The organism is uncultured Eubacterium sp. (assembly GCF_934525195.1).
Taxonomy (GTDB): Bacteria; Bacillota; Clostridia; order Oscillospirales; family Acutalibacteraceae; genus Eubacterium_R.
On the sequence record NZ_CAKSZA010000005.1, the window covers coordinates 115,904 to 140,716 of the forward strand.

The 24,813-nt window shown below is 38.7% G+C and carries 22 protein-coding genes; 8 read left to right on the plus strand and 14 right to left on the minus strand.

Translation table 11 applies throughout. The annotated features are described in order from the left end of the window. Nucleotides 1-28 precede the first annotated feature (28 nt). A complete protein-coding gene (purF, locus tag Q0E03_RS06535) occupies nt 29-1,480 on the plus strand; it encodes an amidophosphoribosyltransferase (protein WP_297130658.1) in 1,452 nt (483 codons plus the stop codon). 68 nt (nt 1,481-1,548) lie between these two features. Here purF and Q0E03_RS06540 read toward each other — a convergent pair whose 3' ends face one another. The 4 genes from Q0E03_RS06540 to Q0E03_RS06555 all read right to left on the minus strand — a co-directional run bounded on the left by Q0E03_RS06540 (nt 1,549) and on the right by Q0E03_RS06555 (nt 4,639). After that, complete coding sequence (locus Q0E03_RS06540) at nt 1,549-2,391, minus strand: NAD-dependent deacetylase (protein WP_367270245.1); 843 nt, start codon at nt 2,389-2,391, stop codon at nt 1,549-1,551. Next, nucleotides 2,363-3,136 carry a protein-ADP-ribose hydrolase gene (locus Q0E03_RS06545; RefSeq protein ID WP_297130663.1) on the minus strand — a complete coding sequence of 258 codons (774 nt, stop codon included), beginning with the start codon at nt 3,134-3,136 and terminating at the stop codon, nt 2,363-2,365. The genes Q0E03_RS06540 and Q0E03_RS06545 overlap by 29 nt, the downstream gene beginning before the upstream one ends. Further along, the gene (locus Q0E03_RS06550; RefSeq protein ID WP_297130666.1) at nt 3,133-3,744 is read right to left on the minus strand and encodes a 4Fe-4S binding protein; all 612 of its coding nucleotides are present in this window, start codon (nt 3,742-3,744) and stop codon (nt 3,133-3,135) included. The genes Q0E03_RS06545 and Q0E03_RS06550 overlap by 4 nt, the downstream gene beginning before the upstream one ends. A 61-nt stretch (nt 3,745-3,805) precedes the next feature. Then, the gene (locus tag Q0E03_RS06555) at nt 3,806-4,639 is read right to left on the minus strand and encodes a nuclear transport factor 2 family protein (protein WP_297130669.1); all 834 of its coding nucleotides are present in this window, start codon (nt 4,637-4,639) and stop codon (nt 3,806-3,808) included. A gap of 284 nt (nt 4,640-4,923) precedes the next feature. On the opposite strand from Q0E03_RS06555, the gene Q0E03_RS06560 reads away from it, so the two are divergent. After that, on the plus strand, nt 4,924-5,259 hold the full coding sequence (locus Q0E03_RS06560) for a helix-turn-helix domain-containing protein (RefSeq protein WP_297130672.1): 336 nt from the start codon (nt 4,924-4,926) through the stop codon (nt 5,257-5,259). A 69-nt stretch (nt 5,260-5,328) separates the two neighbouring features. Here the strand turns inward: Q0E03_RS06560 and Q0E03_RS06565 are convergent, their stop codons facing one another. The 3 genes from Q0E03_RS06565 to Q0E03_RS06575 all read right to left on the minus strand — a co-directional run bounded on the left by Q0E03_RS06565 (nt 5,329) and on the right by Q0E03_RS06575 (nt 9,674). Further along, on the minus strand, nt 5,329-7,422 hold the full coding sequence (locus Q0E03_RS06565; protein ID WP_297130675.1) for an alpha-galactosidase: 2,094 nt from the start codon (nt 7,420-7,422) through the stop codon (nt 5,329-5,331). Nucleotides 7,423-7,570: 148 nt separating this feature from the next. After that, the gene (locus Q0E03_RS06570) at nt 7,571-8,677 is read right to left on the minus strand and encodes a 5-methyltetrahydropteroyltriglutamate--homocysteine S-methyltransferase (RefSeq protein WP_297130677.1); all 1,107 of its coding nucleotides are present in this window, start codon (nt 8,675-8,677) and stop codon (nt 7,571-7,573) included. Nucleotides 8,678-8,768: 91 nt separating this feature from the next. Further along, nucleotides 8,769-9,674, minus strand: a complete 906-nt coding sequence (locus Q0E03_RS06575; RefSeq protein WP_297130787.1) for a LysR family transcriptional regulator — start codon at nt 9,672-9,674, stop codon at nt 8,769-8,771. Nucleotides 9,675-9,895: 221 nt separating this feature from the next. On the opposite strand from Q0E03_RS06575, the gene Q0E03_RS06580 reads away from it, so the two are divergent. The 4 genes from Q0E03_RS06580 (at nt 9,896) to Q0E03_RS06595 (ending at nt 14,837) form a co-directional block, all read left to right on the plus strand. Then, entirely contained in the window at nt 9,896-10,501 is a 606-nt protein-coding gene (locus tag Q0E03_RS06580; protein ID WP_297130681.1) for a TetR/AcrR family transcriptional regulator, read from the plus strand. Between the two features lie 80 nt (nt 10,502-10,581). Continuing rightward, the gene (locus Q0E03_RS06585) at nt 10,582-12,408 is read left to right on the plus strand and encodes a ubiquitin-like protein (protein WP_297130684.1); all 1,827 of its coding nucleotides are present in this window, start codon (nt 10,582-10,584) and stop codon (nt 12,406-12,408) included. Nucleotides 12,409-12,468: 60 nt separating this feature from the next. Further along, nucleotides 12,469-14,391 (plus strand): choice-of-anchor J domain-containing protein, encoded by a 1,923-nt coding sequence (locus Q0E03_RS06590; protein WP_297130687.1) that lies wholly within the window; start codon nt 12,469-12,471, stop codon nt 14,389-14,391. A gap of 62 nt (nt 14,392-14,453) precedes the next feature. Further along, nucleotides 14,454-14,837 carry a hypothetical protein gene (locus Q0E03_RS06595; RefSeq protein ID WP_297130690.1) on the plus strand — a complete coding sequence of 128 codons (384 nt, stop codon included), beginning with the start codon at nt 14,454-14,456 and terminating at the stop codon, nt 14,835-14,837. 76 nt (nt 14,838-14,913) lie between these two features. Here the strand turns inward: Q0E03_RS06595 and Q0E03_RS06600 are convergent, their stop codons facing one another. Both Q0E03_RS06600 and Q0E03_RS06605 read right to left on the minus strand, forming a co-directional pair. Continuing rightward, nucleotides 14,914-15,975 (minus strand): leucine-rich repeat domain-containing protein, encoded by a 1,062-nt coding sequence (locus Q0E03_RS06600; protein WP_297130693.1) that lies wholly within the window; start codon nt 15,973-15,975, stop codon nt 14,914-14,916. A gap of 13 nt (nt 15,976-15,988) precedes the next feature. After that, entirely contained in the window at nt 15,989-16,363 is a 375-nt protein-coding gene (locus Q0E03_RS06605; RefSeq protein WP_297130696.1) for a hypothetical protein, read from the minus strand. A 119-nt stretch (nt 16,364-16,482) separates the two neighbouring features. Here Q0E03_RS06605 and Q0E03_RS06610 point away from each other — a divergent pair, with 119 nt between their 5' ends. Further along, a complete protein-coding gene (locus Q0E03_RS06610) occupies nt 16,483-16,617 on the plus strand; it encodes a hypothetical protein (RefSeq protein WP_297130699.1) in 135 nt (44 codons plus the stop codon). 216 nt (nt 16,618-16,833) lie between these two features. Here the strand turns inward: Q0E03_RS06610 and Q0E03_RS06615 are convergent, their stop codons facing one another. Beyond that, entirely contained in the window at nt 16,834-18,192 is a 1,359-nt protein-coding gene (locus tag Q0E03_RS06615; protein ID WP_297130702.1) for an MATE family efflux transporter, read from the minus strand. Between the two features lie 497 nt (nt 18,193-18,689). Further along, the gene (locus Q0E03_RS06620) at nt 18,690-20,192 is read right to left on the minus strand and encodes a glycosyltransferase family 39 protein (RefSeq protein WP_297130705.1); all 1,503 of its coding nucleotides are present in this window, start codon (nt 20,190-20,192) and stop codon (nt 18,690-18,692) included. Nucleotides 20,193-20,327: 135 nt separating this feature from the next. Between Q0E03_RS06620 and Q0E03_RS06625 the strand changes: the two genes are divergently transcribed. Beyond that, the gene (locus tag Q0E03_RS06625; protein WP_297130708.1) at nt 20,328-21,296 is read left to right on the plus strand and encodes a glycosyltransferase family 2 protein; all 969 of its coding nucleotides are present in this window, start codon (nt 20,328-20,330) and stop codon (nt 21,294-21,296) included. A 133-nt stretch (nt 21,297-21,429) separates the two neighbouring features. Here Q0E03_RS06625 and Q0E03_RS06630 read toward each other — a convergent pair whose 3' ends face one another. The 3 genes from Q0E03_RS06630 to Q0E03_RS06640 form a co-directional block, all read right to left on the minus strand. Next, on the minus strand, nt 21,430-23,226 hold the full coding sequence (locus Q0E03_RS06630; protein WP_297130711.1) for a recombinase family protein: 1,797 nt from the start codon (nt 23,224-23,226) through the stop codon (nt 21,430-21,432). A gap of 183 nt (nt 23,227-23,409) precedes the next feature. Further along, nucleotides 23,410-23,775, minus strand: coding sequence for a type II toxin-antitoxin system PemK/MazF family toxin (locus Q0E03_RS06635; RefSeq protein ID WP_367270242.1), 366 nt, complete (start codon nt 23,773-23,775; stop codon nt 23,410-23,412). Between the two features lie 413 nt (nt 23,776-24,188). Beyond that, nucleotides 24,189-24,713: a hypothetical protein gene (locus Q0E03_RS06640; protein ID WP_297130714.1), complete on the minus strand. Its 525-nt coding sequence runs from the start codon at nt 24,711-24,713 to the stop codon at nt 24,189-24,191. Nucleotides 24,714-24,813: the final 100 nt, after the last annotated feature.

The following is a 24,813-nucleotide window of genomic DNA, read 5'->3' on the forward strand; positions in this document are numbered from 1 at the left end:
AATTTTGTGTTTTAGAGAGGTGTTTTGAATGTTTAATAATTTACACGAAGAATGTGGTGTTTTTGGCATATTCGAGCCGAAAACTTCTTATGTTGCACAATCGGTTTACTTGGCACTTTATGCGCTTCAGCACAGAGGTCAGGAAAGCTGTGGCATAGCCGTCAACGATGACGGAGTGTTTGCTCATCACAAAGGCAACGGACTTGTACCCGATGTTTTTACAAAAGACAAACTCGAACATTTGGGTATGGGAAATATCGCCATCGGTCATGTTCGATATTCAACAACAGGCGGAAAAAACATAAACAATGTTCAACCGCTTGTTATTCGTCACATCAAGGGCAATCTTGCGCTTGCACACAACGGAAACCTTGTTAACGCTATGGAAATCCGCAAGAATTTTGAACTCAACGGCGGTATCTTCCACGGAACAAGCGACACGGAATCCATAGCTTACGAAATCGTTTCGAACCGACTTTCGTGCAAGAGCACGGAAGAAGCCATAAAAAAAACTATGCCAACCCTAAAAGGTGCTTATTCCTGCGTTGTTATGACTGCCACAAAGCTGATTGCTTTTCGTGACCCAAACGGTTTCAGACCGCTTTGTTTCGGCAAAACCGCTGACGGGGCAATTTGTGTGAGCAGCGAAAGTTGTGCGCTTGATACTGTCGGCGCAAAAATAATCCGTGATGTTCTCCCCGGCGAAATAATCACGATTGATTCAAACGGTATTCATTCCGACAAAACGCATTGCAAAATCAACGGAAATCTTTGTGTGTTTGAATACATCTATTTTGCAAGACCAGACAGCATAATTGACGGTGCATCGGTTGAGCACGCAAGAATGAAGGCAGGTGCATTTCTTGCAAAAGAAAGCCCTGTTGACGCAGATATTGTCATCGGTGTTCCCGACAGCGGACTTGATGCGGCGCTCGGCTATGCCAACGAAAGCGGAATACCTTACGGCATTGGCTTTATCAAAAACAGATACATCGGCAGAAGTTTCATTCAACCAAATCAATCACAGCGTGAGGACGCAGTCAGAATCAAGCTGAATGTCATCAAAGAGAACATCGAGGGCAAGCGTGTTATTATGATTGACGACTCAATCGTTCGTGGAACGACCTGTGCAAGAATTGTAAATCTGCTCCGTGAAGCAGGGGCAAAAGAGGTGCATATGCGTGTGTCATCTCCTCCGTTCAAGCATCCGTGCTATTTTGGAACAGATGTTGACAGCCAGGAAAACCTCATTGCGTGCAAATACAATTCGGTTGAAGAAATCGCAAAGGTCATCGGCGTTGACAGCCATGCGTATTTGTCTGTGGAATCAACGCACAAATTAGCCGAAAGCGCAAGCACACATTGTTGTGACGGTTGCTTTACGGGCAAATACCCGATTGAAGTACCAAAAGAACAGCCAAAGGACAAATTCGAAGAAAAAATCAGCAAAACCTCAAGCTACTACCAAGTACTTGATTGATACAGTAAAAGCCGTAAGCGTTTTCACTTACGGCTTTTTTGGCGTGTTTCAGGAGCTTTATCGACAGTCTAAAAAGGAAAAATTTTGGTTATATCCACATCAAGGCAGATGGATTTATGCCGTATTTCGGGCGGGCAAACCGCTTGTCCGTTATTGATACAAGCATAGGTGGCATTGGGATTTTTCGCCGTCATCTGCCAAAACGGATATTTGATGATAACCGGTGTGTTGTAGCCGACTCCCAATTCAAGAAAGAGAATTTTTTCGTTTGCACGGGTGCGGAGAAAGTTTTGATACCGTTCTGACGCAAGATGCCAGCCCTCGTCCTCAACGAATTTGTCATCGCTTCGCAAGTTCATTGTGAGCGGTTTTCCGCAATGCGGACAGACAGGCAAAAGCTCGGTCGGAATTTTCATATCCTTTTGCCGTTTGAACATTTCAAGAACAACAGCCTCATTGTCAAAGGTTTCCTGACAGCACGGCTCACTGCATTGAAACAGTCCGTAATCACCCTGCGTGTAGAAAAGTCGCTTTTTGTCAAAGCCTGCCTTTTGAAAGCAATGATCAACATTTGTTGTGATTACAAAATAATCTTTATCCTTAACCGAGTCATACAGTTTGTTGTATAAATCGGTAGGCGGGTCCATATAGCGATTAACAAAAATGTATCTGCTCCAATATGCCCAATACTCCTCCGGAGTTTTGTAGGGGTAAAATCCACCCGAATACATATCCTCAAATCCGTATTTTTGGCGAAAATCGGAAAAGTATTTTTCAAACCTCTCACCGCTGTAAGTGAAGCCTGCTGCGGTGGAAAGTCCTGCGCCTGCACCGATTACAACAGCGTCAGCCGTGCGGATTTTTTCTTTTAATTTTTCTATATTATCCGAGATATTCTCGGTAAATTTCATAGTCTGAATTCTTGAAAACATTGAATATCACCTTAATTTTACTGTTTGTCAGCTTTTTGTATTCGCCGACTGTTTCGATTGCGATTTTTGCCCCTTTGTCGTTCGGAAAATGAAATTCGCCTGTGGATATGCAACAAAATGCAACACTGTTTAGCTTGTATTCATCTGCAAGTGCCAAGCAAGAACGATAGCAAGAACGCAGTAATTCGCAGTCCTTTTCTGTCAATTTGCCTGTAACAATCGGGCCTACCGTGTGCAAAATATATTTGCACGGAAGATTATATGCAGGCGTGATTTTCGGCGTTCCCGTTTCTTCATCTTTACCTTGATTTTTCATGATTTCGGCACATTTTAAACGAAGCTGAACGCCCGAAAAAGTGTGAATTGCATTGTCTATGCAACCGTGATTCGGGCAAAAGCAACCGAGCATTTGACTGTTCGCCGCATTGACGACGGCATCACATTTCAGCGTTGTAATGTCGCCCTGCCATAAATAAATATCAGGCTTAATCGGCTCTAAATCGTCAATACTTGTTATGCCTTTTTGAGCGATTTCCTCTTGCAAATATTCATCCTGCACTCCGAGAAACTCATCACATATCGGCAACGGCATACGAACATTGAATAACGCTCGAAGCAATTTCTTCTGTTCGGTTTCGTCTTTCGGAATTGAAATATCTGCGTATTCGGATCGCTCGTTCAATAATTCTGTTATTAAATATTGTCTTTTTTCAGCTTGGGTCATAATTTTTCAACCGCCTTTACGGGACAAATATTAAAGCAATTTCCACAATGCAGGCAACTGCTTTGAATAATTTTTGCGTATCCGTTTGCAAAATCAATACATCCTTGCGGACAGGCTTCCAAACATTTCTTGCAACCGATACACTTATCCGTTATACAATAGCCGTCAATTGTTTTTATACCTTTTCCAAATGAGAAAGAAGCTCTCTCAATAGGCTTTTTTGAAAGGTCAAACCATTCTCCGCAACCGTCATAAATTCTAAACACGGTAAGAGCCGTGCGTGACTCTTTTGTGGGATAGATTTCGCTCATATAGCTGTTTTTCTCAAACAACCTATTAAGATAATCACTTCCGACTTCCTCAACCTTTCCTCTGACGGAAATTGCAACGCAAGAAAGCGTGTCCGTGCCTTTTGTTCCTGTTAAAGAAACATATCCGTCACGCTTTAATCGAGCATAAAAATTCTTGCCCCTTGCGGTAATAAAGTACAGCCCGTTTTCGTCATAGTCCATAATGTCTATGGCGCATGTTATGGGCAAGCCGTTCTCATCCACAGTTGCCATAACGGTTGAATGTATTTCTTTCGTAAGATATTTAAGATAATTCATTGTTCCCTCCGTGCAAGGCAGAAAGCCACGCAAGAAAGGGCTTGCGTGGTTCTCGTGCTCATTAGAACTTGCCGTTCTGATTTTGCCAAGTTGATTTTTCGGCAATCGTTTCCATTACATCCCAATGTTCTGCGATTTTGCCGTTTTCAACTCTCCACAAATCATAATAAGATGTAGGTGCTCCGCCGAAAGTTCCCTCGCTTACTGCAAGCACATAATTGCCCTGTGCAAGCACTTGATGAACAGTAGTATAAATCATCTGAATGCCCTGCTTGCCGAGTGCTTCAAGTGCTGCACCGAGTCCTGAAAGTCCGTCTGCAATGCCTGTGTTGTGCTGAATGTAAGTGTCACCGTCAAAGTAATCGGGTGTCTTTTCAGGACGATTGCCCTGCATTACATCATAAAGGAAATTCTTTACAAGCTCACGGTTTGCCTCTGTTTTGTTAAGGTCTTTAATTTCTTTTGTGCCGTCTGTTTGTGTGTGACCTGACGGGTTAGGCTCTGCCTTGTTTGCAAGGTTGTCCCAATGCTCTGCAATTTTGCCGTTTTCGTCAAAGCGGAAAATGTCAAACGCAACCTGTTCGCCCGCACCTGCAAAGTTATAAACCGTCTGCAAGAACACCTTGTCGCCGTCCTCGAAAGCACGAATGTTGTTTACGGTTGTTTTTACGGGAGCGGATGCAAGGTAGGAAACCGAACCTACAAAAGCATCCCTGCCTGTGCCGTATGCAAGATTGTGTTGAATGTATCCCTCTGCAAGAAGCTCGGAAGCCTTTTCTGTGTCGCCTGTTGAAAATGTGTTAATAAGTGCAAGAGCTTTTTCTGTATTTGTCATTGTAATTACCTCTTTGTTGTCGTTTGATTTATTGCTAAAAATTTTTCTAAAGATATTCATTTTGGATTTCTCCTTGTCTGTGCTTTGAGCTACGAATCGGCCGTTCTCCGTAGCTCTTGACTTCATTATATCTGCGTCGGTATCACTTGTAAAGTAAGCACAATATTGTGCCGTAGTTACCAAAAAGATACTATTGGGCAGTTACCAAACAGAAACTAATGCGTAAACACAAGGGTTTTCGGAGTTTTTCTGATTTGAAAAAAATTTTTCACTTGACGGAAATAATTTCTGTATGGTATATTAAATCTGTAAGTAACCAAAAGATACTATTGCGGAGGTAGCATATGAACGAGAAAACAAAAGAGCTTCCGGCTTGCCCTGTGGAAACAACCTTGACATTAATCGGCGACAAATGGAAAGTTCTGATATTAAGAGATTTAATGCCGGGCACAAAGCGTTTCGGTGAACTGAAAAAATCCATTGGCACGGTATCACAAAAGGTGTTGACCGCACAACTTCGTGATATGGAAGCAAACGGACTTGTGCACAGAGAGGTATATGCCGAAGTTCCGCCGAGAGTTGAATATTCGCTTACCGAATTGGGTCAAAGCCTCAAACCGATACTTGACGCTATGTGGAACTGGGGCGAAGATTACAAAAGCAGTATAGAAAATAAATAGTAAAAAGTAAGAGCTATCAGATTTTTAAAGTCTGATAGCTCATTTTGTTTGCAATGAATGAAGAAAAATTTAATTTTTCAGTTTTTCGAGCAGCACGATTTCGTTATAACACGCACCGTGGATGTGGGCAGGAATTCCCACATTTGCCATATATGCGCCGCTCTTGATGTATTCCCTGTTTTGGAAGGTAAATCTATATTTTGCATCGTTTTCAAGTCCGTCAAAAAGGATGTTTATTCTCTTTTTAAAAAACCGTGTTCCCCTGCTTGCAATGAATGCAACGGCGCTTGATTTGTCACGCTCAACATAGACATTTATCAACACCTCGTTTTCATCGGGATTTGACACTCGATACAAATCGCCAAACTGCACGGTGTGTCTAATCGCCTTGTAAAGTGCGATGTTCTTCTTGGAAATCTCCTTGTCATCATCGGAATATTTCAGCAAATTTCCGCCGAGACCGAGTGCGCCCTGCATGGCGATGTTGAAACGAAAATCCAAAGTGCAAGGCTTGTTGATGCCTGCAATGTCCGTCACCCACGCACGCATTGCCTTAATCGGTCGCAAAAGAGAATAGCCGTGCTGAATTGTCATTCGGTCAATACCGTCTGTGTTGTCACTCGTCCAGCATTGGTCAAAATGGGAAAGTGCGCCCAAATCAGCTCTGCCGCCGCCCGATGCACAGGCTTCAAACTGAACATTGCAATGCTTCTCTTTCAATCTGTCAACAATGTCATAAACCGCCTTGGTGTGCAGATAATAAAGCATTTTAGGGCAGTCCAAATTTTCCGCTCCCGTTTCTGAAAACGGACGGTTCATATCCCACTTGATGTACTTGATGTTATGCTCACTCAAAAGCTTATCCACGCAGTCAAAAACATATTCCTGCACATCTGCTCTTGTCATATTCAGCACAAGCTGATGCCTAAGCTCGCTCTTAACCCTCGTGTCATAATGATATGCCCAATCGGGATGTGTGCGATAAAGGTCAGAATCGGGATTTACCATTTCAGGCTCCACCCAAATGCCAAAATCCATTCCGAGAGCGTTAACTCCGTCAATCAGTTCATCCAAACCGTTAGGGAATTTGTCCCGGTTAACAGTCCAGTCGCCGAGTCCTGCTCTGTCGTTATTCCTCTTGCCGAACCAACCGTCATCCATAACAAAAAGTTCAACGCCCAAATCGGACGCAATTTTTGCAAGTTCAAGTTGTTGCGACACATTGATATTGAATTCGGTTGCCTCCCACGAATTGTACAAAACAGGAAGCACCTTGTCATTAAACCGGCGAGGCAAAATATGATTGACCGTAAAAGTGTTCATCTGCCTTGACATTTCGCCAAAACCTTGGGTGTATCCCGCATAAACGCACGGTGTTGTAAAACTTTCACCGCTTTTGAGCAAATACGAAAAGTCAAAATCATTCATACCCAAAAGCACTCTTGTGTTTGAATACAAATCACGGTTTGCAATCACCTTGAAATTGCCCGAATAGGCAAGTGAGCCGAAATATACATCACCGCTGTTTTCATCGGCATTTTGATACGCAATAAAATACGGTGAATTGTTGTGACAGCTTGTTCCTTTTTTGCTGTCAAAAACCAAACTGCCTGCTGTCAGCGTGTCGTTTGTTTCGATGAACTCTCCGCCCCACGCACCGTTTGTGTTTGAAAATGTATATGCGTTCTTTGACGGCAAAGAGAATTCTGCGCTGAACAGCCTTTCAAATTGAATGTCGTTTTTGCTTTCATTTTTTACGGTGACACTTTTTTCAATAATATCGCAATCCGAAAAAATCCTGTAATTGACTGAATACACCAAGCCGTAATGCTCATCCTTAAAATTGAGCGTCAGCCTGTCGTTTTCAACATTTGCACCGCAAAAGCAAGAATTAATTTCTCTGCAAGAATCATAAAAATTTGCTTTAAGCACACATTCACGATACATTGTTTTGCCGAAAACCGTGCACTCCTGCTTCATTTCGTCGAGCGAAGTGTGATTTGAATTTTCGTCACCAAAAGTGAAAATTTCGTAGTCGTCCGCATCACATTTTTTGCCCCAATGAATCAACCTGTCCGTGCCGAATTCATCAACACCAACCACATAATGCGTGTTTTTCATATCAAGCACAAAAATGTTCTTTTTACATTCAATAATTTTCATAGCAGTCCTCCTGTTTCAAGGCTGATTTTATTTTACCATTCAATTTGACTAATGTCTATAAAAATCGCTCCGAATGAAAAATAATTTATTCCTTTATGATACAAAAAGGCTTGAAGCAAAAACACTTCAAGTCTTTTTTGTTTCGTGCTTATTTCCACACTTCATCTGCAATTTCTTTCACAAGTTTCAATTTTGCCCACTGCTCATCCTCTGTGAGTTTGTTGCCGATTTCGCAAGAAGCAAATCCACACTGCGGGCTGAGGCAAAGTCTTTCGAGAGGGATAAATTTTGTTGCTTCGTTAATTCTTGCAATAATCTCATCCTTACTTTCAAGTTTTGGAGATTTTGTTGTGACCAATCCCAAAACAACGATTTTATCCTCTGTCACCTTTGCAAGCGGTTCAAATCCGCCCGAGCGTTCGTCATCATATTCCAAAAGAAGTGCATTTACATTTTCGTTTGCAAAAACCCAATCTGCAACAGGAGTGTATGCACCACTTGAAAAATATGTTGAATGATAATTGCCACGGCAAATATGTGAAGTGATCACCATATCCTCCGGCTTGTCCTCAATTGCAAGGTTGTTCACTTTAAGAAGTCGGTTTTTGTATTCATCGGCACTTACGCCAAAAATCTCTGTTCCGCCCTCCGTAAGAACTGAACCCCAAGAGCAATCGTCAAGCTGAAGATTGCGACAACCTGCCTCGTAAAATTGAGCAATAACATCTCGATAAGCCGATGCAATGTCCTCAATCAGCTCGTCATCTGTTGCGTAAAATTTTCTTGTTTGTTCAATACTGCCCGGAACAGTGAACTGCAAATAAGTTTGTGCCGGTGCGGGAATTGTGTATTTTGCAACTGTGTTTTCATCCTCAAACTGCTTTAAGAATTTGAAATACTCAACAAAAGGATGCGCTTTTGCCTTGAATTTTCCAACCAAATAGGTGTCGTCAAGCACCGCAAGTTCACCGTTGAACGGAACTCCGCCGCCTGTTGCCTTGTGCTCAACACCGTCAAATCCCCACATAAAATCAAGATGCCAAAATGTTCGTCTGAACTCGCCGTCAGTGATTGCGTGATAGCCGAGTTCCTTTTGCTTTGCAACGAGTTTTGCAATTTCGTCATTTACGATGCTGTCGTATTCCTCTTTTGTAATTTCGTTATTGTTAAATCTGACTTTCGCATCTTTCAATGCCTGCGGTCTTAAGAAACTGCCTACAAAATCGTATCTAAATGGTGTTTTTAATGTGCTCATATTTAAACTGTCCTTTCAATTTGTTATGAACACAGTTTATCACATAAAAAACATTTTGAAAAATACATATAATTTGCTGTTTACCATAGTTTTAACCTATGGGCAAGTGCTTTTTCAATGCCTGAATATATGTGTCCGCATAACGAGAAAGCATAATATTCTTCTTTTTTATAATGCCTATGTGCATAGAACAATTCATATTCAAAGGTCGTGCAACAATATCTTCGCCGTTCAGCTTGCTGTCAATAACACCCGAACTGACAGTAAATCCGTTTAATCCTATTGCAAGATTGAAAAGCGTTGCACGGTCACGCACCTCGATGTTTTTCGGCATATCAAGCACGCTCAAAAACTCCTCGCTGAAATAAAAAGAATTTCGCTCCCCTTGCTCATAAACTAAATAAGGATAAGGCTTCAATTCCTCAAGGTTTATCTTTTCTTTTTCGGCAAGAGGGTGATTTTTGCTTATAAAAATATGCGGAGAGGCTTCGAATATTTCTTCAAAAACAAGGTCGTTTTTCTTAAACAGCTTTTGCAAAACTTCCTCATTGCTTTCGCTCAAATACAAAATTCCAAGCTCGCTGTTACCGCTTGCAACATCATCTATAATTTCGCCCGTTTGAGTTTCACGCAGAGTAAAGTTATATTCCGACGCATCATATTTTTGCACCACATCCACAAAGGCGTTCACGGCAAAGGAATAGTGCTGGCACGATACACAAAACTTGGGCTTTCTGTTTGTATCCGTGCAGAATTTATCCCTCATAATATCCGCTTGTTCAAGCAAATTGCGTGCATACGAGAGCAGTTCCTCGCCCTCTTTTGTAACAGTCATACCTTTGTTTGAACGCACAAATGCGGTGACATTCATTTCTTTTTCAAGACTGTGAATAGAAGCGCTGAGGCTCGGTTGAGAAATATACAACTTTTCTGCCGCAAGAGTTATGTTTTTACATTCGGCAACCGTCACAAGATATTTAAGTTGTTGCAGGGTCATCGTTCCGCATCCTTTCAAAATCATATTCTTAAATCGGTTAGTTATCATTAAATATAGCTTGATTATAATATCATTATATTTTGATGTCAATGCGATACCTTAAATTATACGAGAACACATTGTTGACACAAAAAAGCAATTATGTTATATTATATTTGAACGAACGGTCGTTCTGATACTAACAACATCTAAACAAATTACATATATTATTGGAGAAGAAAATGCAAACCGAAGAACAACACAGACAAAAGAAAATAGAAATTATGGAAAAATGCTTTGAATGCTACGCAGAACACGGCTTGACGGGAACGGGCGTGCAGATGCTTGCAGACGCCTGCGGTTGCAGCAAAAGCAATCTATACTCCTACTTCAAAAACCTTGACGAATTGATTATAGAATCAACCGCCTACTGCATGGAAAAGGTTGAAGACGATTATATGGCACTAGCACCCACAGACCCTGAGGATGTTATGCGTTATATAAAAGAAATCCCATATTGGACAGCCAAAAAACACGGCAAAAAATACCGCCTAATGTACCAAGTCTACACTCACCCGAAATACATTGAATACGGCAAAAAATTCTTTCTGGGCGTTAACGAACGATACACGGAATACGCAAAGCAATTAGAGCCGAAAATCGGCATACCGCACGAAATTATCACACCTCTTATATTTATTCTCGTAAGAGCCAGCGTGCACTATGCAATGTTTGAGGACGAATACTACCTAAAAAGTCAAATGGAAGTGCTAAAACAAAGCGTTATGCTTTTTATTGAAAAATATCAAACAACCATTTACATTAACCCGGAAAAAAAAGGACGATGACAAATAGAACGACCTTTTTTCAATTAATGAGCTAAAAAGTCAAAACTGAACCGACATACAAAAAACGGAGGTAACGGAAAATGAAAAAGCGAATTATATGTATCATCACGGCAATTTGTATGATTGTCTGCGCAATTCCGATTACAGCAAACGCAATGGATATATTTGTTGATTTTAACATTGCAGGAATAGCTAAAATGAGGCTTGGCGTTGAAAGTGGCGACAGCATTGATAATGTTAAAGAAAAAATTAATAAGAAAACAAATATAGACATCAATAAACAGGAACTGTATTTTAACGGCAAACGACTCCAAGACGACAGAACGCTTGCGGATTACAACATTCAAAAAGAAAGCACAATCGCACTTGAAATTACGCCAACCGAAGTTTCATCTTCTGACGAATTAACCAAAGCCACAAATCACGGCGGAATAATAAAACTTAACAACAACATCGAATGCGGCGAAATTCAAATAAAAGACAACAATTTTATAATACTCGACCTCAACGGCAAAACAATAAAGAACAACACAAGTTATTATACAATCGGTGTTTACGGAAGGGCATTCCTTTCAATTACAGACAGCGCCGTGGGCGGCAGGCTTGAAGGTGAGGTGTTGTTGTTTGCATCTTCAACCTGCTCACTTTCGGGTAATGCAAAAATAGAGAAACTGACGCTTACATCAGGCAACACAAATTTAACAATGGACGAAAATGCCGAAATAACAGGAGAGCTTTTGGTACATGAGCAGTCGCCATTAAATCCCATAATTATGCGTAGCAACGCAAAAATAACCGGTTCAGCAATATTTGAGTACCAGTCGGAAAACTCAGCAGGTTTTAAGCTTGAAGACAACGCTTATATTAACGCCATATATGGAGCTACCTTTGATAAAAAAATCAAAATCGAAGCAAAAGACAAAGCTGTCATTAATTATATTAAAGACTCTGTCGATTTTGATCTGTTTATAAGCGATAACGCAAAAATAGGCTCGCCGGAAACGAATTTAATTCTCCGTCATAGTAATTTGACAATAAAAGATAATGCCCAACTTATAGGAAAAAGTGTGCAACATTATTACAACCCGGACAGCGTTTTTACACTTGAGGATAACGCACAAATTATCGGCGATCTTGTACTTTTTAATGACGCAAAAATGACCTTTAAAATGAAAGACAACGCTGTTCTAAAAGGTTCTTTGATTTGCGAAGATAAGAATATTTCCATTGTAATGCAAGACAATGCAAAAATTGACGGTGACATTGAAGCAAATGATAACACGGTTGACGGAAAAGTTATTTGCTCGGGTGAGATTAAAAGCGGAATATTCAACGCCGATGTTGAAAACGACGGCACAATCACGGGCGGAACATTTTTTGGCAAGGTCACAGGCAACGGCACAATCGCCGACAGCGCAACGGTAAATGTAAACTTCAACCTCGACGGCGGTACGGGCACAACGCTCCAAAAAGTTTTGAGAGGTCAAAAACTTACCGAGCCGACAAAGCCGTACAAATCCGCTTACACCTTTGACGGCTGGTACAACGGAGAGCAAAAATACGATTTTGACACTCCTGTGTTTAGTGAAGTCACCTTAACGGCAAAATGGACTTATGTGGGCGGTTCATCATGGAATACAACAGAGCCTACCACCGAAAAGCCGACCGAACCGACAACAAAACCGACAACCAAGCCGAACAAGCAAAACAACAGCAAAAACGCCAAAGACAAAACAGATAAAACAGACAAAAACTCGTTATCGGCAGGTGCAAAAAAAGCCGATGCAAACTCAAACAATTACGAAAAATCTCCGCTCACGGGCAACGCATCAATATTTGCATCAATCATCAGCGCAGACGCAGGACTGATTATCCTTGCCGCAACGAAAAAAAGAAAAGACCGATAATGTTTCCGCATCTTTACCTAAACGGTAATTACACTTAACCGAATTTAAGGAGAAACGCAAATGAAAAAGAAATTATTTAGTATTATTATTGCAGTGTGCTTGGTTATTGCTACTGTTCCAACCATAGCTTTTGCAAGCAACAGCCAAAGCACATCACCTATTAAAATAAGAGTTGCTCCAAGTGAGCACGAAAAATCCGGTTGGAATGTTGAATGGAGTGAGAGTTTTGAACAGGGCATACCGTCAACATGGCAAAATATTGACAACGACGGCGACGGCTACAAGTGGTGGAAAGTGAAAGAAGAATCAGGTTTTGAAAATGACGACAAATCAACGCACCACGGCGAACAATCAATTCATTCAAATTCTTTTATAAAACAAAGCCGAAAAATACTTACGCCTGACAACTGGCTCATTTTACCCGAACAAAATCTGAGTAAGAAAAAAATCTATTCACTTACTTTTGATATTGTAGCATTTGACGGATTATATCTTAAAGATAAAATCGGTATATATATTTCGACCGACGGCGGAAACAGCTACACCCAGCTCGGTGATGATTTTGATTTCACTCAAAGTGAACTTGGCGACAGCTATAATGTCAAGGATGTTTGGCAAGAAGTAGAAGTTGACTTGTCTGCTTATTCAGGTAAAAAAGTCACCATTGCAATAGTTCACCATAATTCCCGTGATGAATATATGGTGGTTATGGACTGTATGTATATGTGGAGCAAGGATAAACACATGCACTGTGTATGCGGCGGCAACACTGAATTTAACGGTCACGACACGCACACAAATGTTGAGTGGAGTGAATGGAACAGCACAGATTCTTTGCCTACCGCTTCGGGAAATTATTACCTTGCAAACGACATTAATCTTGCTACAGAGCAAACTGTCAAAAACGATATAAACATCTGCCTCAACGGCAAAACAATAAAGAGCAACACAAGTGATTATGCAATCAGCGTTAACAGCAATGCGTCCCTTACAATTACAGACTGCACCGTGGGCGGCAAACTTGAATGTTCGATTGATAACTACGGTTCGTTTAATATGTATGCAGGCACGCTTCAAAGCGGATATGAGCTTTATACAGAACCTAATTCAAAAATGGCACTCAGCGGTAATTCAAAATTCATCGGCAATGTAATTTCAGAAGGAAACGCCGAAACTAAAATTGACGGCAACTCTGAATTTCAAGGTATGCTTCTTGTTAAACAATTGACAAGCGACAGCCGTGCATATATCGGCGGAAATGCAAAAATCACAGGCAAAATTGAATTTTTCCAACCACAGGAAAATGCCAAAATTGAAATAAAAGACAATATGATAATTGACGGTGATATTAAGTTTGATTACTTCACACTTAACAGCAACATTGTCTGCAACGGTAATATAATCAGCGGTATTTTTAAGGGAAATGTTGAAAACAACGGCACGATAACAGGCGGAACATTTTATGGCAAAGTCACAGGCAACGGCACAATCGCCGACAGCGCAACGGTAAATGTGAACTTTAACCTCGACGGCGGTACGGGCACAACGCTCCAAAAAGTTTTGAGAGGTCAAAAACTTGCCGAGCCGACAAAGCCGTACAAATCCGCTTACACCTTTGACGGCTGGTACAACGGAGAGCAAAAGTACGATTTTGACACTCCTGTGTTTGATGAAATCACTTTAACGGCAAAATGGACATATGTGGGCAGTTCGTCAAGCGGTTCAACAATTGAGACCACCACCGAAAAGCCGACCGAACCGACAACCAAGCCGAGCAAGCAAAACAACAGCAAAAACGCCAAAGACAAAACAAACAAAACAGACAAAAACTCGTTATCGGCAGGTGCAAAAAAAGCCGATGCAAACTCAAACAATTACGAAAAATCTCCGCTCACGGGCAACGCATCAATATTTGCATCAATAATCAGCGCAGGCGCAGGACTGATTATCCTCGCCGCAACGAAGAAAAGAAAAGACCGATAATTGCAATCTATTCTGTTTGTAATATAATGATATAGTAAGGTTGCAGAAAGCGAGATGATATTGTGGCTAAAGGTAATGAAAGCAAAATTAAAAAGCTTATGCTTTTGCAAAAAATTTTATTTGTAATTACAATCATATGCTTTTTCGGCTCGTTTGTTCCGTCATATTTGGTATTGATTTTGGTTGTGTTTTTTTCTATGGACGGCGGAATGTATTTTAGCGAAATGCTTGAATACATACTTTCGCTGTTTGCAGTTAACCTGCTGTATCTAATTCCGCAAGGCATAACTTTGTTTATCGACAAAAAATTCAAAAGTGTTTTTTCTGCCGACGACAAGGCTTTAAACCTGTCTTGCAAAATAAAGCAAATGAGCAAAATATTTATGATAGTATGGGCAACAGCTTTTGCAATCGCAATTGCCGCAATAATGTTTTTTTGTATTTAAAAGAACAATTTATTGACTCATAAGAATTGTTAAAGCACCGCAGACATTGAGTTTGCGGTGCTTTTTATATTTTGTGCTATTTAAAATTTAATGTAACAATACATTCGTGATTAACATCGGCGGCAAATTTGAACCTGATTTTTGTAGGATTGCCTTTTTGAACAACCTTTATTTCACAGGCATTATTTGTAGCTTTTTTAAGTTCGTCACCGTATTTCAAAGGGTCAAAATCTTTTTCTTTGCACGGTTCATTAACCGTTATTTTGTCGGCAGAAAGCAAAAAATACAGATCTCGACACGGATAAAAAATTTCCTTGCTGTTTACGGTATAGCTGCCGTCAAAATAATAAGGCGAACCCTCTCTAAACCCAAAATAAACAATGCCAATATCACCAAACGCATCGTAGGAACAATTTATGTTGAGCACTTTAAGATTATCGGACGAGCCGACAACAAAACTGCCGCACGAGGTTACGGTTGAAGGAATTGTGATTTTTGTAAGACTTTCGCAAAGAAAAGCTTTTTGACCGATTGTTTGCAAACCCTCGGGCAAATCAGCCTCTTTTAGCATACTGTCGGCAAATGCCTCCTTGCCTATGGTTTTAACGCTGTTCGGAATTTTTACATCGGTTATTTTGCTTTTGTAAAACGCATAATCGCCTATTTTGCAAACACCGTCGGGTATAACTGCCGTTGTGCTGTCGTTAAAACAGCAAAGCAATGTTGTTTTATCTTTATTGTACAAAACATCGTCCTCAATTGTGTAGTATGGACTTTCGGACTCAAAATTGAGTTTTGCGGAATTTTCGTTTAATTTTCTGAAAAACGAAGTTTCAAACTTAACATATTTGCCCTCGTACTTTACGGGAACGGTAAGGATTTTGCCTGTATCGAAATTATCGGCAATACCGCTTATGTAATATCCGTCATCTTGCACACAGCCGACAAAAGACAAACCGTCAGCCGAACCGTTTTGAGCGTTATTCAAAGTTGTTGATTTGTCAACAGCTGTCACCTCGTTGATATCTAAAGCGTTATTTGAATTTTTCTGCACGGCAAAAATCACACCGCAGTAAGCGGCAATTAAAACCGCCGCAACAACAAGAGCAGCAAGAACGGAATTGATTTTTTTACTCATAACGCACCTCTGTTTAACCGAAATCATCAAGAAGTTTAATAAGTCCGACGGATATTGTTATCCAAATGCCGAAATTAACGATATTAAAAGCTGTCATCATTCCGCTAAAAACGGATAAATCAAAATGCCTGCCGAGTTTTTGCTTGATTTTGAAATTACTGTTTTCCATAGGGCAGAAAATGATTGCCAAAATAGCCTCGGTTATATTGACAAAAGGAAAAAAGCCTGTCATAACCACATTACCTGCCGTTGAATTTACATCATCGAACAAACCCGTACCGCCGAGCAAAAGCAAGCCTGCATAGCCCATCAAAGTTGAACAGGCAAGCGAAGCAAGCAAAATAATCAATTTGAAAATAAATCTTTTTTCGTTTGTACTTTTTTTCATAATTACTCCCGACATTCAAGAAGTTTATATCCTTTCAGTTTTAAAATAACATATATTTATACTTATTGCAACACATTCCACAAGTATGATATAATAAGTATATAAAAGGGGTTGATATTATGAGAAAATGGTACAAGGGCGACACGCATTTGCACACAACAAATTCCGACGGTAATATGACGCCGGAAAAGCTGATTGACGCAAGCCGAGAAGCCGGAGCAACGATTTCGCTCAATCATCTGACGAAGATATAATCAAGCACATCATCAATGTTTGCAAGTGTGTCCCTCGTGAGGGCAAAGTAACAACCGGCGTCTTTCATTTAAAGAAAAACTCCTGCTCAAAACAGTGATGAAGAAAGTTAAAGGTACAGATGTGAAGCAGCTTTTGAGAGAATGCGGATTAATTAAATAATCAAGAATATAAAAATGCAGAGGTAGCTCAAATGAACGAGCTGCCTCCTTTTTGCATTATTCTTTTTGTTGTTCTTTCAAAGCCAATGCCTTAAATTTTTTCTGCTTCTTTAGGTATATGATTGCGAGAGGAATATCTGCAAGCAACCACGCCGCCGGAGCCGCATAGCACACGGCGTTGAAGCCGATGAGCGGAGTGAAAATGAGCGCTATTGATATTCTGCCTATCAATTCTCCTGCGCCTGCAACCGCATTTGCATATGTGAAGCCAAGACCCTGGAGTGTGTTCCTCAAAACGAACAACACGGCTACAAGGCTGAAGCACTCTGCCGTTGCAAGGAGATATTTTTTAGCCGCAAACAAAATTTCTTCGTTTGGCTCTGTCATAAACAATCTTACAATCGGCATACCGACAACGAGCATTGCAACGCTCAAAACAACAGAAAGCAATATATTGAGAATGAATATTTTTTTGACGGATTTTGTGATTCTTTCGTAATTTTTAGCACCGTAGTTTTGACCAACGAAAGTTTGCGTACCAACGCTCAAACCGCTCAACGGAATGTTTGCAAGATTTTCTACCCTGCCTGCTGCGGTGAAGCCTGCAATAGTTGCCGTGCCGAATGAATTTACCGCACTTTGAAGAATCATCGAACCTATGGAAGTGACGGTGAACTGCAAAGAAACAGGTATTCCCAATTTCAGCTGTATCAAAGCGGTTTTCTTGTCAAACTTGAGATTTTCTTTTGAAACCTCAACGCATTTGTTGTGCCTTAAAATATAATTACCCGTGAGAACTGCCGCCACGATGTGCGAAATAAGAGTTGCGAGAGCAGCGCCCTCAACGCTCCAATGAAACCCTACAATGAACAGCATATCCAGAACAAAATTCACAAAAATGCTCACTATAAAATAGTACAGCGGTTTTTTGCTTTCGCCGACCGCCCTCGAAATTGCGGTGAAATTGTTTGAAAGCATCTGAAACGGAATTGCAAAATAGAGAATATTTACATAAGATGACGAAAGTCCGAGGATTTCATCCGGCGTTCCGATAAGTTTTAACAGCGGAGTTGAAATGATGTGCGCAATCACAACAAGCAAAATTCCGAGCAAAAACGACACCGTAATACTGCTTCCGGCAAACCTGTTGATTTTGTTTTGGTCCTTTGCACCGAAAGCCTGTGCCACAGGTATAGTAAATCCGCTTGTAAGACCGAGCGCCGCACCGACAATAAATGAGTTTATCGAAGCAACTCCACCGACGGCGGCAAGAGCGTCCGTGCTCACATATCGTCCGACAAGAATATTATCCACCAAAGTGTAATTATACTGCAAAAGCGACGAAGCCATAATCGGTAAAGAAAACCTGACTATACTTTTTATAGGGTCGCCCGTTAGCATTGAATTCTGTTTCATTTTATATTCATCCCGCAAAATGTTTTTTTCATTATATAACCAAACCATTCATTTTTTCAATACTTTAAAAGAATTTTTACGAAAATATTTTGATTTGTGCTATAATATATTTGCAATAATATTGCGCTACCCGTTTACAACCCACTTTCAGTAAAAATTAAAAAAACACCGTGTTCAAGTCCTAAAAAATGTACTCATGCCTATTGCCATATTGCCTGCCTGCAAGATTTGTGATATTGTAGGTTCAGAAACAAGAAACGGTTGGAGGAGAAACAATTATGTCTGATGAGGAGTTTTTAGCAAGCTACAATTCCGACACCGCAACAAAGGAAGAAGAATTGCGATTGATAAACATATTGCTGAATATGCCTGATGAGGACGACTGACGGCACGAGTTTTTTAGAAAATCCTGTCAACACAGCCACCGCAAAACCGAATATTCTAACAAAAAGATAAAAACCGCTTGGGAATTTGAATTGTCCCAAGCGGTTTATTATTCACGCTACGCATCGTTCATACAAATAAAAGTTTACATAACACCCTTGATACAAATACTTGACTTTTTTGACAAGTTGGTATTTAGGGTTATTTTGACACAGCTCATCATTATAAACACAAATCACATAATCATATGTGCCATTTTGCAATCCTGTTCTATAATGTTTAATCATATCAGGAAAACCTGCATTAAGCGGTGAAACATATTTAAAATCCTCGAAGCACTCCATATACTTAAAAAACGGCGCCGAGTCAATACAATTTCCGCAAACGGTTACGGTTTTTGATTTGTTTTGTTCATCGATATACTGTGCAAATTGATAATAAGGAGTTTCTTCTTCATTTTCATTAATATAATGTATCGTAGAAGAATACGAGGTTGAAATAATTACACAAATCAAAACACAAAAAGAAGCAACGAATAGCTTTTTCAACCCATCTTTTTTCATTTTACTTACAAGCAATTCAAGACAATATACGACTGCCATAAAACCGGGAACGAGCAACACGGATAATTCCATAAAATAATAATCTATTCTTCCGCCGTTTCCTATAAGATAAATAAAAATGAAAAGCACAACATACATAAGTAAATTATAAGAAACTAATTTTTTAGGCAATTCTTTTTTGCTTTTTATAAAATGCAAAATTGCACCAAACAAGCCGATTATCGGAACGAACATATATATAAAAGTATATCTCACTCCGTTAGAAAGGCTCCTAACCAAATCTGCTTTTTGATAATATGTTGCCTGCTCTAAAAAATAGAACTTCAAAAATTCGACCAAATAATTATTTGCACCGAAATAAATAATCCACGGTATTGACGAAATCAAAACACCGGCTATGATTATCAAAACGGTTTTAAACAACTTATCTATTCTTTTTGCTTTTATCATATCTATTGCAGGAAAAACAAACCACGCAAGATAAATGCCGAGCAATGTATATTTGCTCCACAATACGCAACCTGATGTTATGCCGACAATTAAATACTCATACGGCTTTATTTCCACATTTTTGTAAATATATCTAAAGCCCAAATAATATAAATACATCAAAAACGGCATCATCATTAATTCAGCCGTGTCGCCACCATAAGTATTAAGCGGATAGCAATACATAACCGATGCAACAAGCATTGTGCAAAGCACGGCTTTGTCCATAGAAAACTTCAAAGAAGCGATTTTATAGACAAAAGTCAATGTCAAAAAAGCAAAAAGGATTTCTATAAAATATAAGCCTATATAATCAGCCGTAGAAATAAGGGAAGCAATACCATATATTGCAAATAGAAACGGACCTTTTTGGTCAACAACATCTCTGTAAAGAACGCTTCCGTCAAACATTCTTCTGCCAACTTCGAATATCACGGTTGCATCGGGAGAATTGTTAAAACCGTACAACGGTGAGCATTTTGAAAATACAGTTATAAAAAATGTTGCTATAACAAAAACAAATAAATAAGCAACTGTACTTTTATTCTTTTTCCTTATCATCATTTCAACTCCAAACTATTGTATAAATAAAATTTTAACATAATATTTCTTATATGTCAAAATTATTTGGCAGAAACTATTGAAACAATGCCCAATTTGATTTATAGTATTATTATAAGATGCAAAAGAGGTTAGGTTATGACAAAGCTCTACATTGTTATTCCTTGCTACAATGAGGACGAAACATTAGATTATACAACAGAAAAACTTTCTGAAAAGCTTGAACAATTAATTTCTGAAAAAAGGATTTCGGCTGACAGTAAAATATACTACATTGATGACGGAAGCAAGGACAAAACTTGGGATAAAATTGAATCTTTGCACAACTCAAATAAATTTGTAAACGGAATTAAGCTGAGCAAAAATCGTGGACATCAAAATGCTTTGCTTGCAGGACTTCTGCACATCAAGGACGATTGCGATTGTTGCATTTCAATTGATGCCGATTTGCAAGACGACATAAATACAATTGACAAAATGCTTGCAGAATTTGAAAACGGCTGTGAAATTGTATACGGAATTCGTAACGACCGAAAGAGTGACACATTTTTAAAGCGTTCAACTGCACAACTATATTACAAAATCCTGTCTTTTTTCGGTGCAGACATCGTATATAATCATGCAGATTTCAGACTTATGAGTTCAAATGCCTTAAATGCACTTGACGGATTTAAAGAAGTCAACCTGTTTTTAAGAGGAATTGTTCCACTATTAGGTTTTAAAACAGGCACGGTTGAATACGCAAGAAACGAAAGACTGTACGGCAAAACTAAATACAACCTAAAGAAAATGTTTGCCCTTGCAGTAGACGGAATAACAAGTTTTTCAATCAAGCCAATCCGTATGATTACTGCGGTTGGACTTATTGCTCTGCTAATCAGTTTGGGAATGTTGATATACAGTTTTGTTCAATGGGCACTCGGCAACACCACAAAAGGCTGGACATCAATTGTTTGGTCAATTTGGTCTGTCGGCGGACTTGAACTTCTCGCCATCGGAATTATCGGCGAATATATTTCTAAAATATATTTGGAAACCAAATCTCGCCCGAGATTCATAATTGAAAAAACACTTGAGGAAAACAAAATCGATAAACAAATTCAATAATTTTAAACGACTGCGTAAATCAACATACCGTACGCAGTCGTTTTTATATGCAAAAATACCGAGGCTCAAATGAGCCTCGGCTTTGTGTTATGCCGTTAAAACGGCGATATTGCATTATGCGATGATTAGTCGTTCATCTCAGCGATTGCTGCCTGTGCAGTGTTTCCACCGTAAATGATTTTTTATCATTGAAATATAAAATATCACTTGTATGTAAAGGGGAAGTATCCCCAAATTCATCTATTGATACTAAGGCATTTTTCTTATTACCTACAATATCAACATTTAATTGAGTATCTGATTTACCATCCAAATTCAAATACCATATAAAATGATTTTCACCATTTGGCACAACTTTTGCAATAAATCTCTGCAATAGTTCTCTATCCATCTTGGGATTTGAAAAATCAACGATCTCATTTAATGATTTCAAAATTTCATCATAATCAATTTGTATTTGTTTTGTGTCGATTTCAATACAATTTTGAAGTTCACTTTCAAGCAAAGACAGTTTTTTATTCAATACTTCTTTTTGTTCCAAAAATTCATCTTTTGTAATTTCTCCGCTGGTTCTCATATCCAGTAAAATATTCTTTTTACTTTTAATTTTTTCAATTTGGAATATTATACTATTCTTTTGGTTATTTTCGCCCTTATTTTCCCTATAGCATCTTTTAATTATTTTAATTGTTTCTGATATGCAATCAGTGCGATTCTTCCAAACTTCTTCAAAAACCATTTTTGCCATAAGTTCAAGTTTCCAATCTGCAATCATCCTTTGATCACAATAACCCTCATCATCTTCTCCGGCTAATCTTCTTTGTTTTGCCGAACCGTTATTTAATTGATTATAACATTGATAACCATATGACCAATCACAATTTTTATTTTTGTGCCATCTATTTTTTCTAAATGATGCACCACAAGAACATTTTAATTTTTTAACCCACACATCTTTTGATTCTATCTTTCCGTGATTTTTTGGTTTTCCATTAACTGTAGTGCCAAAACAAGAAGTAACACGATTTCTCTTGATTTCTTGACACTTATTCCATACTTCTTCAGAGATAATAGGTTCAAAATCCCCTTTGGCATACATATATGTTGATGTATCGTAATTATTCACTCTACGCTGTTCCAAGTAATTATTACTATATGACTTCCCATAAACCACATATCCGGCATAAGTTTTATTATTTAATATTCGATTTATTGTTGCCGCAGTCCATTTTACAACTCCCGAAGCATTTAATTTATGCATTTCTATTAGTTTATTTGCAATTTTCATTGTTCCGATGCCGTCATTCATATACATATTATATATAAGACGCACAGTTTCTGCCTGTTCTTCATTTATAACATAGCTTTTTCCACATCTGTCATATCCTAAGATATTACCCGAACCATATAATGTTGCTTTTTCTCGGCTAATTTGTTGTCCCGCTTTTACTCGCTCAGAAACTTTTCGACTTTCTTCTTGTGCTAAAGTCGCCATTAGTGACAAGCGTAATTCACCATCTCCGTCCATAGTCCAAATGTTATCTTCAACAAAATATACCTCTATACCAATATTTTTTAATTCTCTTGTAGTCACAAGAGTGTCGACAGTATTTCTTGCAAATCTGCAAACCTCTCTTGTTACAATTAAATCAAACCGTTTTTCTTTGGCATCATCTATCATTTTTAAAAATGCCGGACGCTTTTTTGCCTGTGTTCCCGTAATACCTTCATCAATATATTTATCAATAATAGTCCAATTCGAGTGATTTTTTGCTTGTTCATCATACCATTGAATTTGATTGCCCAATGCAGATATCTGAGCCTCGTGTTCGGTAGATACACGCCCATAAAACACAACCCTTCTTTCTCTGTTTCTATCAAGAAAGTCATATGGATTAAAAGACTTTATTGATGTTCTTTGATTAAACATATTAACACCTCCAAATAATTTGTCATTATTATAGAATGATGATACTGATTTGTTAATTATGCGATTTAATATTATTACAAAATGCTTTTATGTTTTGCATTGTTTCATCATTTATTAAACCTTTTTCATACAATATTTCAGTCAATATCATAACAGCATACTTTTCATTTACTTGTTTCATCATTATTCACCCAACATTCCTAATCCAACACTTATTGAAAGTGCCTCATTAACTCCGTCAATATTCTTTTGACTTAAATGACCTATATATGAATCAAGTCGTTTTTTATCAATTGTTCTTATTTGCTCAAGCAAAATAATAGACGGAGCTTGGAGTCCGTCTTCTGTGTTTATGAAATAATGCGTAGGCAGCTTCGCTTTGATTCCGACTCTGCTTGTAATAGAAGCAACAATTACTGTTGGACTGAATTTGTTGCCGACATCATTTTGAATAACAAGGACAGGTCTGTAGCCTTTTTGCTCCGACCCTATACCTCTGCCGAGATTAGCGTAAAACATATCGCCTCTGAGTAATTTTTTGTCTTTCATTTTTATATACCTCCTTCATAGACTTTTGCCTATGTAAAAAGCCAACCACAGAATTAACTACGGTTGGCTTTTATCAGAAGATAATATAATTTGTCCCCGACACCCCAATTATCAAAAGGAAATCATCAAATGGTCTGTTGCGAGCAGACTCCACAGGAGTTTCACCTCTCCGAGTTCATCCGAGCTGCTCTCATTAGTTGCGACGGTTTTGTCACGCTCGACTTGTGACTGAGCAGGAGTATCATTATACCTGCTGCCTGTTATCGCCGTTTCGGTAGCAGTCCGAATTTTATACCGATTATTTGTCGCTCAGCTAATGCGTCTTGGCGTAATTGATAAAGTGGCTTGTGCTTTGCACAACAGCAGGAAAGTATCTGATGAATGCGTATTAAGTTGTACGAAAGGATGTCCTTTCATAAACTTAAACTTGTTGGGGTATTTTTGTTGGGGTGTTTGTCCAAATATTTTAAAAATTTATTTTTTCCTGCTTGTACCGATTCATAAATTGACTTGATATTTCTACTTTCAATATCGGCTATTTGGCGATATGTAAGGTTATCTATGTAATACATTTTAAACCTGCGTCTTTGAACAGGTTTTAGATTTAACAAGAAATTTTTTAAGTACATTTCAATTTCTTCATTTTCTAATGATTCTCCTATATCAATTTCATAAATGTGAGAAACATCACTCTCAAGCCTTTTTGATTGTCTTATTTCTCGCATTTGATGTTTAGATTCATTTCGGTTATATAGCTTGTTGATTTCTAAATACTTCTGCCATTCACCATTACTGAAAACTTTATTAAAATTCATTTTCAGCTCAGGCAGTATAGAAAAGAGCTTGTCCTGTTTTAAACTACTTACACAAACTAAAATTGAGTTTTCTTTCATTTTATATTCTTGAGATACATCATATATCTCACAAATCTTTTTCATAGTTAAACCTCCGAATTTTGAATTGTTTATTTTCAAAATTCAGAGATTATGGATATTTTGCTATGAAACATATCCATATTGTTTCAAAATTTAAAAAAAA